This is a genomic window from Streptomyces sp. NPDC027672, assembly GCF_055566335.1.
Genome location: NZ_JBVHSO010000003.1, coordinates 1 through 15,431 on the forward strand (window position 1 = coordinate 1; position 15,431 = coordinate 15,431).

General features: G+C 72.6%; 16 protein-coding genes. 2 read left to right on the plus strand and 14 right to left on the minus strand.

Features of this window, described 5'->3' with window-relative positions:
* Positions 1 to 149: 149 nt before the first annotated feature.
* The 8 genes from rocD to ACZ4SV_RS08385 all read right to left on the minus strand — a co-directional run bounded on the left by rocD (position 150) and on the right by ACZ4SV_RS08385 (position 7,473).
* Positions 150 to 1,367: an ornithine--oxo-acid transaminase gene (gene rocD, locus ACZ4SV_RS08350; protein ID WP_468002524.1), complete on the minus strand. Its 1,218-nt coding sequence runs from the start codon at positions 1,365 to 1,367 to the stop codon at positions 150 to 152.
* Entirely contained in the window at positions 1,367 to 2,176 is an 810-nt protein-coding gene (ddaH, locus tag ACZ4SV_RS08355; protein WP_365875034.1) for a dimethylargininase, read from the minus strand. The genes rocD and ddaH overlap by 1 nt, the downstream gene beginning before the upstream one ends.
* Positions 2,177 to 2,328: 152 nt before the next feature.
* Positions 2,329 to 2,814: an Lrp/AsnC family transcriptional regulator gene (locus ACZ4SV_RS08360; protein WP_468002527.1), complete on the minus strand. Its 486-nt coding sequence runs from the start codon at positions 2,812 to 2,814 to the stop codon at positions 2,329 to 2,331.
* A gap of 26 nt (positions 2,815 to 2,840) precedes the next feature.
* Positions 2,841 to 3,020: a hypothetical protein gene (locus ACZ4SV_RS08365; protein WP_365875030.1), complete on the minus strand. Its 180-nt coding sequence runs from the start codon at positions 3,018 to 3,020 to the stop codon at positions 2,841 to 2,843.
* 111 nt (positions 3,021 to 3,131) lie between these two features.
* Positions 3,132 to 4,082, minus strand: a complete 951-nt coding sequence (locus ACZ4SV_RS08370; protein WP_468002529.1) for a cytochrome c oxidase assembly protein — start codon at positions 4,080 to 4,082, stop codon at positions 3,132 to 3,134.
* Positions 4,083 to 4,208: 126 nt separating this feature from the next.
* Positions 4,209 to 5,234 carry a 6-phosphofructokinase gene (locus ACZ4SV_RS08375; RefSeq protein ID WP_365871593.1) on the minus strand — a complete coding sequence of 342 codons (1,026 nt, stop codon included), beginning with the start codon at positions 5,232 to 5,234 and terminating at the stop codon, positions 4,209 to 4,211.
* A gap of 250 nt (positions 5,235 to 5,484) precedes the next feature.
* A complete protein-coding gene (locus tag ACZ4SV_RS08380; RefSeq protein ID WP_365871591.1) occupies positions 5,485 to 6,213 on the minus strand; it encodes a type 1 glutamine amidotransferase in 729 nt (242 codons plus the stop codon).
* A 21-nt stretch (positions 6,214 to 6,234) separates the two neighbouring features.
* Entirely contained in the window at positions 6,235 to 7,473 is a 1,239-nt protein-coding gene (locus ACZ4SV_RS08385) for a MurT ligase domain-containing protein (protein WP_365871589.1), read from the minus strand.
* 154 nt (positions 7,474 to 7,627) lie between these two features.
* On the opposite strand from ACZ4SV_RS08385, the gene def reads away from it, so the two are divergent.
* Complete coding sequence (gene def, locus ACZ4SV_RS08390; RefSeq protein WP_365871587.1) at positions 7,628 to 8,167, plus strand: peptide deformylase; 540 nt, start codon at positions 7,628 to 7,630, stop codon at positions 8,165 to 8,167.
* Positions 8,168 to 8,219: 52 nt separating this feature from the next.
* Here the strand turns inward: def and ACZ4SV_RS08395 are convergent, their stop codons facing one another.
* Entirely contained in the window at positions 8,220 to 8,864 is a 645-nt protein-coding gene (locus tag ACZ4SV_RS08395; protein ID WP_397941485.1) for a TetR/AcrR family transcriptional regulator, read from the minus strand.
* Between the two features lie 170 nt (positions 8,865 to 9,034).
* On the opposite strand from ACZ4SV_RS08395, the gene ACZ4SV_RS08400 reads away from it, so the two are divergent.
* Positions 9,035 to 10,264, plus strand: coding sequence for an acyl-CoA dehydrogenase family protein (locus ACZ4SV_RS08400; RefSeq protein ID WP_365871583.1), 1,230 nt, complete (start codon positions 9,035 to 9,037; stop codon positions 10,262 to 10,264).
* A 78-nt stretch (positions 10,265 to 10,342) separates the two neighbouring features.
* On the opposite strand, the gene ACZ4SV_RS08405 is transcribed toward ACZ4SV_RS08400, so the two are convergent.
* The 5 genes from ACZ4SV_RS08405 to ACZ4SV_RS08425 form a co-directional block, all read right to left on the minus strand.
* The gene (locus ACZ4SV_RS08405) at positions 10,343 to 10,864 is read right to left on the minus strand and encodes a cupin domain-containing protein (protein WP_365871581.1); all 522 of its coding nucleotides are present in this window, start codon (positions 10,862 to 10,864) and stop codon (positions 10,343 to 10,345) included.
* 8 nt (positions 10,865 to 10,872) lie between these two features.
* Entirely contained in the window at positions 10,873 to 12,093 is a 1,221-nt protein-coding gene (locus ACZ4SV_RS08410; protein WP_468002534.1) for a cytochrome P450, read from the minus strand.
* The gene (locus ACZ4SV_RS08415) at positions 12,090 to 13,154 is read right to left on the minus strand and encodes a type III polyketide synthase (protein ID WP_365871577.1); all 1,065 of its coding nucleotides are present in this window, start codon (positions 13,152 to 13,154) and stop codon (positions 12,090 to 12,092) included. Before ACZ4SV_RS08415 ends, ACZ4SV_RS08410 begins: the two co-directional genes overlap by 4 nt.
* A 579-nt stretch (positions 13,155 to 13,733) precedes the next feature.
* Positions 13,734 to 13,967, minus strand: coding sequence for a DUF6213 family protein (locus ACZ4SV_RS08420; protein WP_184962473.1), 234 nt, complete (start codon positions 13,965 to 13,967; stop codon positions 13,734 to 13,736).
* A 26-nt stretch (positions 13,968 to 13,993) separates the two neighbouring features.
* A complete protein-coding gene (locus ACZ4SV_RS08425; RefSeq protein WP_468002537.1) occupies positions 13,994 to 15,379 on the minus strand; it encodes an NADP-dependent succinic semialdehyde dehydrogenase in 1,386 nt (461 codons plus the stop codon).
* Positions 15,380 to 15,431 lie beyond the last annotated feature (52 nt).

The window sequence follows — 15,431 nt, forward strand, 5'->3', positions numbered from 1 at the left end:
GACCCGCTTCGGTTCTTTTCTTCCACGGTTCTCCCCCCCTGGGGGGGTGCCTGTCCCCGGCAGCGGGCCCACAGGAGGGGGGGGGGGGGGGGGGGGGGGGGGGGGGGGGTGGGGGCCCCCCCCCCCCCCCCCCCCCCCCCCCCGCCGCTTCAGGCCACCACCTTCTCCAGCGCCGCCAGCGCCGACCGCAGCTCCCCGGCCGTGATGGTCAGCGGCGGCGCCAGCCGGATCGTGGAGCCGTGGGTGTCCTTCACCAGGACGCCCTCGCCCATCAGCCGCTCGCTGATCGCGCGGCCCGTGCCGAGCGCCGGGTCGACGTCCACGCCGGCCCACAGCCCGCGCGCGCGGAAACCGGTCACGCCCTTGCCGACCAGCTCGGTCAGCCCGTCCCGCAGGACCGCGCCCAGCTCGGCCGCCCGGCGCTGGAACTCACCGGTCTCCAGCAGTTCGACCACGGCCGTGCCGACCGCCGCCGCCAGCGGATTGCCGCCGAACGTCGAACCGTGCTCGCCCGGCCGCAGCACGCCCAGCACCTCGCGCCGGCCCACCACCGCCGACACCGGCACGATCCCGCCGCCCAGCGCCTTGCCCAGCAGCACCAGGTCCGGGACGACGCCCTCGTGCTCGACGGCGAGGGTGCGGCCCGTGCGGCCGAGGCCCGACTGGATCTCGTCCGCGATGAACAGGCAGCCCGCGCGGCGGGTCAGGTCGCGCACCCCGGTGAGATAGCCGTCGTCCGGGACGATCACGCCGGCCTCGCCCTGGACGGGCTCGATCAGCACCGCCGCCGTCGTGTCGTCCACCGCGGCCTCCAGCGCGGCCAGATCGTTGTACGGCACGACACGGAAGCCGGGAGCGAAGGGGCCGAAGCCGGCGCGGGCCGTCTCGTCCGTGGAGAAGCCGACGATGGTCGTCGTACGGCCGTGGAAGTTCTCCGCCGCGACCACGATCGTCGCCCGGCCGTCCGGGACGCCCTTCACGTCGTACGCCCACTTGCGGGCCACCTTGATGCCGCTCTCCACCGCCTCCGCGCCGGTGTTCATCGGCAGCACCATGTCCATGCCGGTCAGCTCCGCCAGCCGTTCGGCGAAGAGGGCCAGCCGGTCGTTGTGGAAGGCGCGGGAGGTGAGGGTGAGCCGGTCGAGCTGGCGGTGGGCGGCCTCGACCAGCGCCGGGTGCCGGTGGCCGAAGTTGAGGGCCGAGTAGCCGGCGAGCAGGTCCAGGTAGCGGTTGCCCTCGACGTCCTCCACCCAGGTGCCCTCGGCCCGGGCCACGACGACGGGCAGCGGGTGGTAGTTGTGCGCGAGGACCGGCTCCTCGGCGCGGATCAGCTCGGCGGACGTACGGGTGCGCGCGGGTGCGGTCATCAGCGGATCTCCTGGGTGCAGCACTTGATGCCGCCGCCGGCCTTGTGCAGCTCGGACAGGTCGACGGGGACGGGGACATAGCCGTGGCCGGCGAGGCGGGCGGCCAGCGCCTCGGCCCTGGGCGCGATGAAGACGTGCCGGCCGTCGCAGACGGAGTTCAGGCCGAACGCCAGCGCGTCCTCGCGGGTGGCGAGCACCGCGTCCGGGAACAGCCGCCGCAGCACCTCCCGGCTGCCCGGCGAGAACGCCTCGGGGTAGTAGCAGACGGTGTCGTCGCCGAGGACGAACAGCGCCGTGTCCAGATGGTAGAAGCGCGGGTCCACCAGGGTCAGGCCGATCACCGGGTGGCCGAGGAACTCCTGCGCCTCCCGGTGCGCCTCGCGGGTGGTGCGGAACCCGGTGCCGGCGAGCACGTACCGGCCCGTCCACACCAGGTCGCCCTCGCCCTCGGTCACCGACCGGGGGCGGTACACGTCGTAGCCGGCCGTCTTGAACCAGGTCTCGTAGCGCTCCGCCTCCGGGCGGCGCTGCGGGGCGTGGAAGCGGGAGCCGAAGACCCGGCCGCCGAGCACGAAGGCCGCGTTGGCGGCGAAGACCATGTCCGGCAGGCCGGGGACCGGCTCGACGCTGTCGACGGTGTGGCCGTGGGCGCGGTAGGCGCGGACCAGCGTGCGCCACTGCTCCCGGGCGAGGTCCACGTCGACGGGCCGGCCGGGGTGCATCCAGGGGTTGATCGCGTACTGGACGGCGAAGTGTCTGGGTTCGCAGACGAGGAATCGCCGGGGACGCGGCACACGACGCTCGGGCACAGAGGGTTACCTCCGCTCTCCTGTGTGTCACTGGGTGAGACCACGGTAGGAAAGGAGGCGTACGGACGACAAGCGCGAAAGGCTGCGCACCAGCGCAGTTTCGCTGCGTTGTCTCCCTGGTCCGCGCACGGGTGCTGCGCGTTCGCGGGCGTTCACTCGGGTGCCGCGTGGGCGGCGCCCGCCTCCGGGCTCTCCGGGAGCAGATGGGACAGCACCATCACACTGATCGTCTTGCGGATGAACGGCTCGGCGCGGATCCGCTCCAGCACCTCTTCGAAGTGCTCCACGTCCCGGGCTCGCACATGCAGCAGCGCGTCGGCGCCCCCGGTCACCGTCATGGCCGCGGCGATCTCCGGATGGTTGCGGACGACCTCCGCCAGCCGCCGGGGCGGGGCCGCGCCCTCGCAGTACACCTCGACGTACGCCTCGGTGCGCCAGCCCAGCGCCGAGGGCCTGACCGTGGCCGTGAACCCGGTGATCACGCCGGTCTCCCGCAGCCGGTCCACGCGCCGCTTCACCGCCGTGGCGGACAGCCCGATCACCGCGCCGATCTCCGCGAAGCTGGTCCGGGCGTTCGCCATGAGCGCGGTGACGATCCGGCGGTCCAGCTCGTCGAACGGGAGCGTCCTGCTGTTCATGCGGGCACTGTAGCCAGCGCCGCCGCTCAGGAGCCGAGGACGACCAGGGCCAGGGTGAGCAGTCCCAGCACGACCCAGCCGAACCACAGCCAGCCGTTGCCGCCGAGCGCGACCGTGTAGGCGGTGACGAGGACCAGCCCGCCGACCGTCAGCGCCCCCATCGTCCTGGTGGATCCGTTCGTGGAACCGTTCGTGGAACCGGGCATCGCGCCACCCTCCTCATGGTCCGCCTCGGACCATGGTGCCCCGATTCCCGCCCGGACGGGATACGGCGGCGGGCCGGAACCCGACGGCTCCGGCCCGCGCGCTACGGCCGCTCAGCCCTGGCGGGCGTCGAGCGAGGCCAGGTAGGCGTTGTACGCGGCCAGCTCCTTGTCGCCGTCCCGGTCGGCCGCCCGGTCCGTGCGCCGGGCCTGCCGCTGCTCGGAGCGGTACCACTGGAACAGCAGCGCGATCAGCACCAGCACGGACGGGACCTCGCTGAACGCCCAGGCGATGCCGCCGGCCGCGTTCTGGTCGGACAGCGCGTCGATGCCGAGCGAGGCCGGCGGATTCCGGAACGTGTCCACCATCGGCGTGGACCCCATCATCAGCGCGATGCCGAAGAACGCGTGGAACGGCATGCCCGCGAACAGCTCCAGCATCCGCATCAGGTACCCCGGCCGGTGCGGGCCCGGGTCGACACCGATGATCGGCCAGAAGAACACCACCCCGACCGCGAGGAAGTGCACCATCATCGCGATGTGCCCGGCCCGGGAGCCCATCAGGAAGTCGAAGAGCGGGGTGAAGTACAGCGCGTACAGGCTCGCGATGAACAGCGGGATCGTGAACACCGGGTGCGTGATGACCCGCATGTACCGGCTGTGCAGCAGGGACAGCAGCAGCTCGCGCGGGCCCGTGCGGCCCCTGCCCGCGGTGGGCAGCGCCCGCAGCGCCAGCGTGACCGGGGCGCCGAGCAGGACGAGGATCGGCGACAGCATGCTGATCACCATGTGCTGCACCATGTGCACGCTGAACATGACCATGCCGTAGTCGTTCAGCCTGGTGCACATCACCAGCGCCACGGTGAGCACACCGACGACGTACGACACCGTACGGCTCACCGGCCAGGCGTCCCCGCGCCGCCGCAGCCGCAGCACGCCCCAGCCGTACAGGGCCAAGCCCACCAGGCAGGCCACGAGGAAGAACGGATCCGCCGACCACTGGAGCCCCCGCCCCAGCGTGAACGGCGGCAGATCCGTCATCATGCCGTGCCCGCTGTGATCCATCCGCCGGCTCCTGTTTCGTGGGGGTTGTGCGGTTTCTGTCCGCACTCAGGGTACGGCCGGCACCGGACGCCCCCGTGACCGGGGTCGGCACACCACGAAACGGCGCCCCACCGGGCGGCGTGGCTCCTACAGCACGCACTCCGCCTCGTCGTACCGCTCCCCGGGCACCGTCTTCAGCGCCGACACCGCCTCCGCGAGCGACACCATCTCGATGTCGGTCCCGCGCAGCGCCGTCATCATGCCGAACTCGCCGCGGTGCACGGCCTCCACCGCGTGCCAGCCGAACCGCGTGGCCAGCACCCGGTCGTACGCCGTGGGCGTCCCGCCCCGCTGCACATGCCCGAGGATCACCGGCCGGGCCTCCTTGCCGAGCCGCTGCTCCAGCTCGATCGAGAGCTGCCGGGCGATGCCCGCGAAGCGCTCGTGGCCGTAGACGTCCTTGCCGCCCTCGTCGAAGTCCATGCTGCCCGGGCGCGGCTTGGCGCCCTCGGCGGCGACCACGATGGCGAACCGCTTGCCCGCCTCGAACCGCGCGCCGACCTTCTTCGCCAGCTCCTCGATGTCGAAGGGCCGCTCGGGCACGACCACGGCGTGGGCGCCGGCCGCCATGCCGGAGTGCAGCGCGATCCAGCCGGTGTGCCGGCCCATGACCTCCACGATGAGCACCCGCTGGTGGGACTCGGCGGTGGTCTTCAGCCGGTCCAGCGCCTCGGTCGCCACGGTCACCGCCGTGTCGAAACCGAAGGTGACGTCGGTGACGGCGATGTCGTTGTCGATGGTCTTGGGCACGCCCACGATGGGCAGCCCGCTGTCCGACAGCAGCCGGGCCGCCTTCAGCGTGCCCTCACCGCCGATCGGGATGATCGCGTCGAGCCCCAGCTCCGCGACATGGCCCCGGGCCCGCTCCACCCCGTCCCGCAGATGCTCCGGACGGACCCGGGAGGAGCCGAGGATGGTGCCGCCCCGGGCCAGGATGCCGGACACGGCGTCGAGGTCCAGCTTCAGATAGTCGCACTCCAGAAGGCCTTTCCAGCCGTCCCGGAAACCGATGACCTCGTCGCCGTGGTCGACGACGGCACGGTGCACGACGGACCGGATGACGGCGTTCAGGCCGGGGCAGTCGCCGCCGGACGTGAGGACACCAATGCGCATAGCCCGAATACCTTCTCGACGTGGGCCGGGTGACCGGACCACGTTGTCCGGCGGATTCCGGGTCACCCTACCGGCGGCAGGGGGTCGCGCCGTAGCGGGCGTCCGCCTGCTGGACGCGCCCGCACATGTGAGCGGGCAGGCCGTCAGGCGGGCCCGCCGGGAGCCGGCCGGACTACGCGCAGAACCGGCCGCGGGGACGCTCCCGCGCACTGCCGTGGGATGGCGTCCCCGCAACGGGTCTGCCGGTCGGTCAGGCGGGCTGCTGCGCCGCCGTGATGCGCTCCTCGCGCAGCGCCTCGTACCACCGGTCGTCGATCGGCGGCAGCGCGTTGACGTCGAGCGCCAGCTTCAGCAGCAGGTCGGCGATCAGCGGGTTGCGGGCGAGGACCGGCCCGTGCATGTACGTACCGAAGACGGTCCCGTTGTACGCGCCCTCCGTGCCGTCCCCGGTGCCGTTGCCCCGGCCGATCTTGACCCGGGCCAGCGGGCGGGCGGTCGGGCCGAGGTGGGTGACGCCCTGGTGGTTCTCGAAGCCGGTCAGCGGGGGGAGGCCGAGCTGCGGGTCGATGTCCCCGAGGACGTCGCCGACGCACCGCTCGCCCTCGCCGCGCACCGAGACCACGTCGAGCAGGCCGAGGCCGGGCTCGCGCTGGCCGAGGTCGTTGATGAACTCGTGGCCGAGGATCTGGTAGCCGGCGCACACCGAGAAGACGATCGCGCCGTTCTCCACCGCGCGGTGCAGATGCCCGTCGCGGCGCAGCCGCTCGGCCGCCAGCCGCTGCGGACGGTCCTCGCCGCCGCCGATCAGATAGATGTCGCCGGAGGTCGGGATCGGCTGGTCGCTGCGCACGTCGAGCCGGGCCACGTCCAGGCCGCGCTGCCGGGCCCGCCGCTCCACGACGAGGGCGTTGCCCTGGTCGCCGTAGGTGCTCAGCAGGTCCGGGTAGATCCACACCAGCCGCAGTTGGTTGTCGCTCATGAGGTGATCGCCCTTCGAAGATCAGTTGCCGACGCGGCGGCGCAGGTCCTGGAACGCGGTGTAGTTCGCGATGACCTCGATCCGGCCCGGCGGGCACATCTGCACGGCCTGGTCGAGGTTCTCGCAGACCTGGAAGTGCTGGTTGGCGACCTCCAGGCGGACGGCGAGGTCCAGCTTCCGGTCGCCGACGACGAAGATCGGGTGGCCGGTCAGCCGGGTGTAGTCGACGTCCCACAGCCAGGAGGTGTCGGTGCCGTCGGCCCCGCGCGCGTTCACGGACAGGATCACCGGCGCGGGCGGCGGGTCGATCAGGGAGAACGTCTCCAGCCAGCCGGCCGGGTTTTTGGCCAGCAGCAGCCTGAGGTCACGGTTCTGGAACTGGACCACGTCGTACCGGCCGGCCACCGCCTGCACCTGGTACATGCGCTCCAGGGCGACCTGCGGCGGCACCCCGAAGACGGCGGCGACGGCCGCGGAGGAGGCCGCGTTCGCCTTGTTGGCGCGGCCCGGGAGCTGGAGGTGGATCGGCCACGCGGACCCGTGCGGGTCGAGCACGTGGTCGCCGGAGAGCGCCCAGGTCGGCGTGGGCCGGCGGAAGCCGCACTCGCCGCAGAACCAGTCGTCGCCGGGGCGCTGCATCACACCGCCGCAGGACGGGCAGGACCAGGCGTCGTCCTTCCACATCTGCCCGGCCGCGACCCAGATCACGTTCGGGGAGGAGGACGCGGCCCACACCACCAGCGGGTCGTCGCAGTTGGCGACGACGACCGCCTTGGAACCGGCCAGACCCTCGCGCCAGTTCTCGGCGAGCATCCGGGTCTCGGCGGCGCGGTCGAGCTGGTCGCGGGAGAGGTTCAGCAGGGCGATGCACTTGGGATCGGTGTCCCGGGCCACCCCGGCCAGGTACTTCTCGTCGACCTCGATGACGCCGAACTTCGCGTCCGAGCCGCCCGCGAGCGCGGAGGTGATGCCGGCCGGCATGTTCGCGCCGAGCGCGTTCGACACGACCGGGCCCGCGGCGCGCAGCGCCTCGGCGATGAGCCGGGTGGTCGTGGTCTTGCCGTTGGTCGCGGAGACCAGGACGACGTCCAGGTTCTGGGCGAGCCGGGCGAGCAGGTCGGGGTCGAGTTTCAGCGCGACCCGGCCGCCGATCACCGACCCGCTGCCGCGTCCCGCGGCGCGCGATGCCGCAGCGACCGCCTTGCCCGCGGTCACGGCCAGCTTGGCCCGCGGCGTGAGCGGGTCCGAGTTGCCTGCCATCAGTTCTCGATCCTCCTTGCGTACGCGCCGCGCCTGGGGGCCATCCGGCAGCGTGGTGTGGACCTCAGCCTATCGAGATCCGTGCACACACCCGAATCCCGGCCCGGGACCGTGCGCGGCGGGCATGAGCTGAACGAACCGTACCCTTGCCGCCATGCGACACGGTTCCATTCCGGGCGCCCGCGGGCGCGTCCGGCCCCTCACCCTGTTCGGCGACGCGGCGCTGCGCGAGCCCTGCCGGGACGTCACCGGCTTCGGTCCCGATCTGGCCGCGCTCGTGGAGGACTTGTTCGCCACGATGTACGCGGCGGGCGGGGTCGGGCTGGCGGCCAATCAGATCGGGGTGCCTTTGCGGGTGTTCGTCTACGACTGTCCCGACGACGAGGACGTGCGGCACCTGGGCCATGTGGTGAACCCCCGGCTGGCCGAGGCGGACGGCGTGGTGGTCCGGGGTCCGGAGGGCTGCCTGTCCCTGCCGGGTCTGGAGGCGGGGACCGAGCGCTACGACCACGCGGTGGTCGAGGGCCGCACGGTGACCGGGGAGCCGGTGACGGTCCACGGCACGGGCTTCTTCGCCCGGTGCCTCCAGCACGAGTGCGACCACCTGGCGGGCCGGGTGTACGCCGACCGCCTCACGGGCTGGCGCGGGCGCAGGCTGGCCCGGCAGCTCGACCGGGCTCCCTGGCGCCGGTGAGGTGACCTGTCCGGGGCGGGGTGCGGAAGGGCCGCACGCCGGAGCGCGGCCGTCAGAACCCGGGACCTCCCGCTCGGTCCCCCGCGGCCGCGAGCCGGCCCCACAGCAGGTCCGCGAGGGACCGCACCAGCTCGCCGCGCGAGCAGGGCCGCTCGCCCAGCCACCAGTCGCCCGCCGCGTGCATCATCCCGACGATCCCGTGCCCCCAGACCCGGGCCAGCCGCTGGCTCTCCGGGCCGAGGTCCACCCGCTCCTCGATGACCTGGGCCAGCTCCTCGCCCATCCTGCGCAGCAGCGGCACGGAGTGCTTGCCGACGTCGAAGCCGTGGTCCCCGCCGGCGCTGCCCTCCGCCGGGTGCATGAGGAAGCGGTACACCTGGGGCCGGGCCTCGATCGCGGCGAGGTAGGTGTCCAGCGTGGACTCGACCCGCTCGCGCCGGCCGGCGGGGGCGTCCAGCGCCGCCCGCAGCGAGGCCAGCAGGGCGTCGGTGTGCCGTTTGGCCAAGGCCGCGTAAAGACCGCCCTTGTCGCCGAAGTGCCGGTACAGGATCGGTTTCGTGATGCCCGCTTCCGCCGCGATCGCGTTCATCGACGCCTGTGGGCCGTCGCGCAGCACCACCCGGTCGGCGGCCTCCAGCAGCTCACGCCGTCGGCGGTCGGCGGACCGCTGCTGATCGGTCCGCTGTGTGGTGTCCATGTGGTCTCCCCACCCGTGCTGATTCGGTGACGCCTGCGCAAACTAACACTGACGGCGCCCCCGGCATCGAACGGGATGCCGAGCCGTCATCAGCGGTTGACTTTTCCTACCCGCCGGTAACAGACTCTCGTTACCGCTAGTAACATCGCACCACCGCCGCTGGAGGGGACATGGCCGAGTTCACCATGGAGCTGAACGACGAACAGAGGGAAGTCCGGGACTGGCTCCATGGCTTCGCCGCGGACGTGATCCGCCCGGCGGCGGCCGAGTGGGACGAGCGCGAGGAGACGCCCTGGCCCGTCATCCAGGAGGCCGCCAAGGTCGGCATCTACTCCCTCGACTTCTACGCCCAGCAGTACTTCGACCCCACCGGCCTCGGCATCCCGATGACCATGGAGGAGCTGTTCTGGGGCGACGCGGGCATCGCCCTGTCCATCGTGGGCACCGGCCTCGCCGCCGTGGGCGTCCTCGCCAACGGGACCGACGAGCAGATCGGCACCTGGATCCCGCAGATGTACGGCGACCCGAACGACGTCAAGGTCGCCGCCTTCTGCTCCTCCGAGCCCGACGCCGGCTCCGACGTGGCCTCCCTGCGCACCCGCGCCGTCTACGACGAGGCCAAGGACGAGTGGGTGCTCGACGGCACCAAGACCTGGGCGACCAACGGCGGCATCGCCAACGTCCACGTGGTCGTCGCCGTCGTCGACCCGGAGCTGGGCTCCAAGGGCCACGCCTCCTTCATCGTCCCGCCGGGCACGGCCGGCCTGTCCCAGGGGCAGAAGTTCAAGAAGCACGGCATCCGCGCCTCGCACACCGCCGAGGTCGTCCTGGACGGCGTCCGGGTGCCCGGCTCCTGCCTGCTCGGCGGCAAGGAGAAGCTGGACGAGCGGCTCGCGCGGGCCCGGGAGAAGGCGCGGGCCGCGGGCGGCGAGCGGGTGAAGAACGCGGCGATGGCCACCTTCGAGGCCTCCCGGCCGGCCGTCGGCGCCATGGCGGTGGGCACGGCCCGGGCCGCCTACGAAGTCGCCCTCGACTACGCCCGGACCCGGGAGCAGTTCGGGCGGCCGATCATCGACAACCAGGGGATCGCCTTCCAGCTCGCGGACATGCGCACCCAGATCGACGCCGCCCGGCTGCTGGTCTGGCGGGCCTCGTGGATGGCGGTCAACGGCAAGCCGTTCACCGCGGCCGAGGGGTCGATGTCCAAGCTGTTCGCCAGCGAGACCGCGAAGAAGGTGACCGCGCAGGCCATCCAGATCCTGGGCGGCAACGGCTACACCCGGGAGTACCCGGTGGAGCGGATGCACCGGGACGCGGCCATCTACACCATCTTCGAGGGGACGAGCGAGATCCAGCGGCTCGTCATCGCGCGGACGCTGTCGGGCATGCCCATCCGCTAGCGCCGTGGGGGCGCGGGCGGGCCGCGGACCTGCCGGCCCGCCCCGGCCGGCCGCGGCGCCCGCCCCCCGGCGCGCGGATCACTTGTGCCGCAGCGGCGTGAGCTGCTCGATGTCGTACTTCGCGCGCAGCGCCTCGATCGCCTCCTGGTCCGGCGGGCCGCCGTCGGCCAGGATCTCCAGCAGTTCCTCGAAGTAGCGCTCGTGGTCCGGCGGGGGAGAGGCCTGGAAGAACATCCTCGCGGTCGTCTGCGTCGGATTGGCGAACGCGTGGGGACAGCCCGGGGGGACGACGATGACCGTGCCCGGTGTCGCGCGCACCACCCGGCTGCCCGAACGCGACTCCCACTTCCGCCAGTTGTCGGGCGTGCGGACGCGCGGCTCGAAGGCGAGGACGTCCAGTTCGCCTTCCAGGACGTAGAACAACTCCTCGCTGCGGGTGTGCACATGGGCGCCCACGTCGAACCCGGGCGGCACCTCCACCTCGAAGGTGGAGGCCATGCGCGAGTGGGTGCCGGTGACCTTGAAGGTCACCCGCTGGGCCGGGGTCGCGACGACCCGGCCGTGCCCCGGCGGCACGTACAGTCCCTCGGTCTCGGTCATGGGGCGGCTCACCACGTCACCGGAAGGGCCTCGGGACCACGGATCAGCGCGCCCTTCCGGAACGGCACCTGATCCGGCGGCACGGCGAGCCTCAGGCCCGGTACCCGGTCCAGCAGGACGTCCGTCAGCAGTTCCTCCTCCAGCCGGGCGAGTATGCCGCCGGGACAGTAGTGCGGGCCGAAGCCGAACGCCACGTGCGGGTTCGGGCTGCGCGCGAAGTCGATGCCCTCCGGGTCCGGGAAGACCTCCGGGTCCCGGTTGGCGGCCAGATAGGAGACGTACACCGCGTCGCCCGCGCGGATGCGGACCCCGCCGATCTCCACGTCCGCCAGGGCGACACGGGACAGACCGACCGCGTTGCGGTGCGGGATGTAGCGCAGCAGTTCGTCGATGGCCCGGGACCGGAGTTCCGGCTCCGCGCGCAGCCGCGCCAGCAGACCGGGCCGGGTCAGCAGCAGGTAGAACATCTGCCCGCTGTTGCTGGTGACCGCCTCGCCGCCGATCTGCAGCAGGACGGCGAGGCCCACGGCCTGCGCCGGCGTGATCTCGCCGCGGCCCACCGCCGCTCCCAGCAGCGAGGTGACGTCCTCGCCCGCACTGCCCTCCCGCAGCCTGATCAGTTCGCCGAAGTACGCCGCCATCTCCCGCTTGGCCCGCTCGCTGACGTCCTTGCCGTGCGCGGCCGACAGGATCAGGTCCGTCCAGGTGTGCAGGGCGTGCCGGTCGGCGGCCGGGACCCCCATCAGCTCGCAGATCACCGCGATCGGGAACGGTCCGAGCACCGCGCTGGTGAGGTCCGCGGGCGGGCCGCCGAGCAGCAGTTCGCCGACCAGCTCGTCCAGCACGGCCCGCGCCCGGTCCCGCACCCGCTCCACGCCCTTGGCGGTGAACGCGGCGGCCACCGAGCGGCGCAGCCGGGTGTGCTCGGGCGGATCGAGGAAGCCGACCGCGCCCGGCTCCGGGATGAAGTGCGGAGCCAGCCGGGTGACCTGCTGGTCCACGACGGCCTCCCGGCTGAAGCGGGGATCGTTGGCCACCTTGCGCACATCGTCGTACCGGGTGACCAGCCATGCCCAGCCCTCGCCGTGCGGGAGCTGGACCCGGGTGACCGGGCCCTCCGCCATCAGATCGGCCAGCACCGGGTCGAACTGCGTTCCGGGCAGGTCGAGCGCCGGCCAGTGCCGCACCGGGGGCAGGGTCCGGGCGAGTGCCGGCTGCGCCGTCGTCATCGCCCGGCCCCGTCCCCGTTCACCCAGCGGCCGACCGACATCTCCGCGGTGATGCCGGGGCCGAACCCGGCGAGCAGTCCGCGGGCCCGGTCCTCGGTGCCGCCCTCCTCGAACAGCCGGCGCAGCGCGTCCAGGACGACGGCGCTGGCGATGTTGCCGTACTCGGTGAGCGTGGCCCGGCTGAACCGGAACGCGTGCGGCTCGACCTCCAGGAACGTGCTGAGGTCGTCGAGGATGCGCGGGCCGCCCGCGTGGATGATGTAGAAGTCCAGGTCGGAGGCGTCCCAGCCGTGCGTACAGGCCAGGTCCTTCAGCGCCGGGGCGAGCGGCTCCATGGTCGCGGGCACCCGCTTGTCCAGCAGGAAGTGGAAGCCGGTGGCCCGGACGTCGTAGGCGATCCAGTCCTCGGTCTTCGGGATCAGGTAGGAGCCGTTGCGCTCCAGGCTGACGCCGGTGCCGCCGCGGCCGCGCACCACGGCGGCGGCTATGCCGTCGCCGAACAGCCCGTTGGACAGCAGCGAGCCGATGCCGAGGTCGGTGGGCTGGTAGCACAGCGAGCAGAACTCGCAGGCCACGATCAGGGCGTTGGCGTGCGGGTAGGCCGAGCAGAAGTCGTGCGCCCGGTTGATCGCCGCGCCGCCGGCCGCGCAGCCCAGCTGGGCGATCGGGAGCTGACGGGTGGTGCTGTCGAAGTCCATCTCGTTGATCAGCCACGCCGTGAGCGAGGGCATCATGAAGCCCGTGCACGACACGTAGATGATCACGTCGATGTCCCGGGTGAGCAGCTCCGCGTCGTCCAGCGCGCGCTGGATCACCGCGGGGACCCGGGCCTTGGCCTCGGCCTCGTAGAGCTTGTTGCGCTCCTCGAAGCCCGGGTGCTTCAGGGTCTCCTCGATGGGCTGGACGATGTGTCTGGTCTTGACGCCGGTGTTCTCGATCAGCCGGAGGGCCAGTGGCAGCTGTGGGTGGTCCGCGTGGTGGGAGCGCGCCAGCTCCAGCGTCTCCTCCATGGTGATCACATACTCCGGGACCGACACCGAGGGCTTGCACAAAGTCGCCATGAACCGTCCCTGCTTTCCGCGTTCCGCGTTCCGGAAGGCCGTCGCCCACCGGTCAGAAGGTGAGTCCGCCCCTGTGGGTGCTGCACCCACCGTCACCCGGGAGGGCGATGATCTCGCGTTGGATTACTCCGAACCGGGGACGCGGGGGTCCGGCCCGGAGGGCGATTCCTGCCCCCGGACGAGGGAAAACACCGGTGCGCCCGTTAGGCCCGAGCTGCCGGAGGGGACGACGGGCGTCCGGCGAGCCAGTTCCGATGGCTCGGGTGCGGGTGCGGGTGCGGGTGCGGGTGCGGGTGCGGGTGCGGCGGCGGTCGCGGCAGGCCGGTGGCGACCGCGGGCGCCGGGAAGCGGGTGCGGTGGGCCGGCCCGGCTCCGGCGGGGCGAGCGCGGGTGTGACGGCTCGGGCCCGGCTACGGCGGCGGTGCGGCCCCGGGCCCGGCTTCGGCGGTCCCGGGCCCGGGCTCGGCTACGGCGGCTGTGTGGCGGTCCCGGGCCCGGCTACGGCGCCGGGCCCCGTCCCGGGTCCCGGTGGCCGCGGGGACCCGGCGGCAGGCCGGTGGTGGTTTGCCGGCCGGAGGGCTACGGCGCCCCGCTGCTGTGGGCGATGCACGCCACGTCGATGCGGTCCGCCAGCTTGGCCAGCTCGATGGTCAGCGCGGCCACGGTGTCCTCGTCGAGCCCCTGCTCGCCCGCCTCGACCAGGTGCAGCCACCGCGCGCCCACGGTCCGCAACAACTTACTCACGTCGGCCGCGGCCACCTGCAAGGCACCGCGGTCGTCGACGATCAGAGGCAGGGTCACTTCGCGGTTCACAGAACGGGATGGTAGCCGCGCGGCCCTCACGCACCCTGCCAAACCGTGGTGATGTTGCAGAACTCCCGGATTCCGTGCCCGGACAGCTCACGCCCGTACCCCGAGCGCTTCACGCCGCCGAACGGGAACGCCGGATGGGAGGCGGTCATCCCGTTGACGTACACGGCACCGGCCTGGAGGTCCCGCGCGAACCGCTCCACCTCCGCCTCGTCGCGCGTCCACACGTTGGAACTCAGCCCGAACGGCGTGTCGTTGGCGATGAGCACGGCCTCGTCCAGGTCGGCCGCCCGGTACAGCGTGGCGACCGGTCCGAACGTCTCCTCGCGGTGGACGCGCATCTCCCGGGTGAGGCCGGCGAGCACGGTCGGCGGGTAGAACCAGCCGGGCCCGTCGGGCCGCTCCCCGCCGCACAGCACCTCGGCCCCGCCACGCCGGGCGTCCTCGACCAGCTCCTCCAGGTCGGTGCGGCCCCGTTCGCTGGCGAGCGGCCCGACCTCGGTGTCCTCCGCGAGCGGGTCGCCGAGCTTCAGGGCCCGCATGCCCGCGACGAACCGCTCGGCGAAGGCGTCGTACACGTCGGTGTGCACGATGAACCGCTTGGCGGCGATGCAGGACTGCCCGTTGTTCTGCACGCGCGCGGTCACCGCGACCTCGGCCGCCCGGTCCAGGTCGGCGGAGGGCATGACGACGTAGGGGTCGCTGCCGCCCAGCTCCAGCACCGTCTTCTTGATCATCTCGCCAGCGGTGGCGGCGACCGCCCGGCCCGCGGGCTCGCTGCCGGTCAGGGTGGCCGCCTTCACCCGCTCGTCGCGCAGGATGTCGTCCACCGCGGCGGAACCGATCAGCAGCGTCTGGAAGCAGCCTTCCGGGAAGCCCGCGCGGTGGAACAGGTCCTCCAGGTACAGGGCGGTCTGGGGCACGTTGGAGGCGTGCTTGAGCAGGCCCACGTTCCCGGCCATCAGCGCGGGCGCGGCGAACCGGATCACCTGCCACAGCGGGAAGTTCCAGGGCATCACGGCGAGCACCGGACCGAGCGGCCGGTACCGCACCCGCACCCGGGAGGCACCGGAGTCGCGCACGTCCGCCTCGGCGGGTTCCTCGTCGGCGAGCAGGTCCGCGGCGTGCCCCGCGTACCAGCGCATGGCGTTGGCGCACTTGGCGGCCTCCGCGCGGGCCTGCGCGACCGGCTTGCCCATCTCCGTGGTCATGATCCGGCCGATCTCCTGCCGGTCCTCGTCCAGCAGGTCGGCAGCCCGGTTCAGCAGCCGGGCGCGGTCCGCGAACGAGGTCGTCCGGTAGGTGCGGAACGTGGCTTCGGCGAGCTGGAGCCGGCGCTCCAGCTCCTCCTCGCCCATGGGCTCGTACGTCTTGAGCGTCTCACCGGTCGCCGGGTTCACCGTCGCGATGGGCATGGCCGACCTCCCTGGGAGCGGGCTTGTCTCGACCTTCGCGCGCGCTCCGGTA

Coding starts and splice junctions, on each gene's coding strand:
- rocD (WP_468002524.1), bottom strand. CDS start 1,367: ATGACCGCACCCGCGCGCACCCGTACGTCCGCCGAGCTGATCCGCGCC.
- ACZ4SV_RS08360 (WP_468002527.1), bottom strand. CDS start 2,814: ATGAACAGCAGGACGCTCCCGTTCGACGAGCTGGACCGCCGGATCGTC.
- ACZ4SV_RS08365 (WP_365875030.1), bottom strand. CDS start 3,020: ATGCCCGGTTCCACGAACGGTTCCACGAACGGATCCACCAGGACGATG.
- ACZ4SV_RS08370 (WP_468002529.1), bottom strand. CDS start 4,082: ATGGATCACAGCGGGCACGGCATGATGACGGATCTGCCGCCGTTCACG.
- ACZ4SV_RS08375 (WP_365871593.1), bottom strand. CDS start 5,234: ATGCGCATTGGTGTCCTCACGTCCGGCGGCGACTGCCCCGGCCTGAAC.
- ACZ4SV_RS08380 (WP_365871591.1), bottom strand. CDS start 6,213: ATGAGCGACAACCAACTGCGGCTGGTGTGGATCTACCCGGACCTGCTG.
- ACZ4SV_RS08385 (WP_365871589.1), bottom strand. CDS start 7,473: ATGGCAGGCAACTCGGACCCGCTCACGCCGCGGGCCAAGCTGGCCGTG.
- def (WP_365871587.1), top strand. CDS start 7,628: ATGCGACACGGTTCCATTCCGGGCGCCCGCGGGCGCGTCCGGCCCCTC.
- ACZ4SV_RS08395 (WP_397941485.1), bottom strand. CDS start 8,864: ATGGACACCACACAGCGGACCGATCAGCAGCGGTCCGCCGACCGCCGA.
- ACZ4SV_RS08400 (WP_365871583.1), top strand. CDS start 9,035: ATGGCCGAGTTCACCATGGAGCTGAACGACGAACAGAGGGAAGTCCGG.
- ACZ4SV_RS08405 (WP_365871581.1), bottom strand. CDS start 10,864: ATGACCGAGACCGAGGGACTGTACGTGCCGCCGGGGCACGGCCGGGTC.
- ACZ4SV_RS08410 (WP_468002534.1), bottom strand. CDS start 12,093: ATGACGACGGCGCAGCCGGCACTCGCCCGGACCCTGCCCCCGGTGCGG.
- ACZ4SV_RS08415 (WP_365871577.1), bottom strand. CDS start 13,154: ATGGCGACTTTGTGCAAGCCCTCGGTGTCGGTCCCGGAGTATGTGATC.
- ACZ4SV_RS08425 (WP_468002537.1), bottom strand. CDS start 15,379: ATGCCCATCGCGACGGTGAACCCGGCGACCGGTGAGACGCTCAAGACG.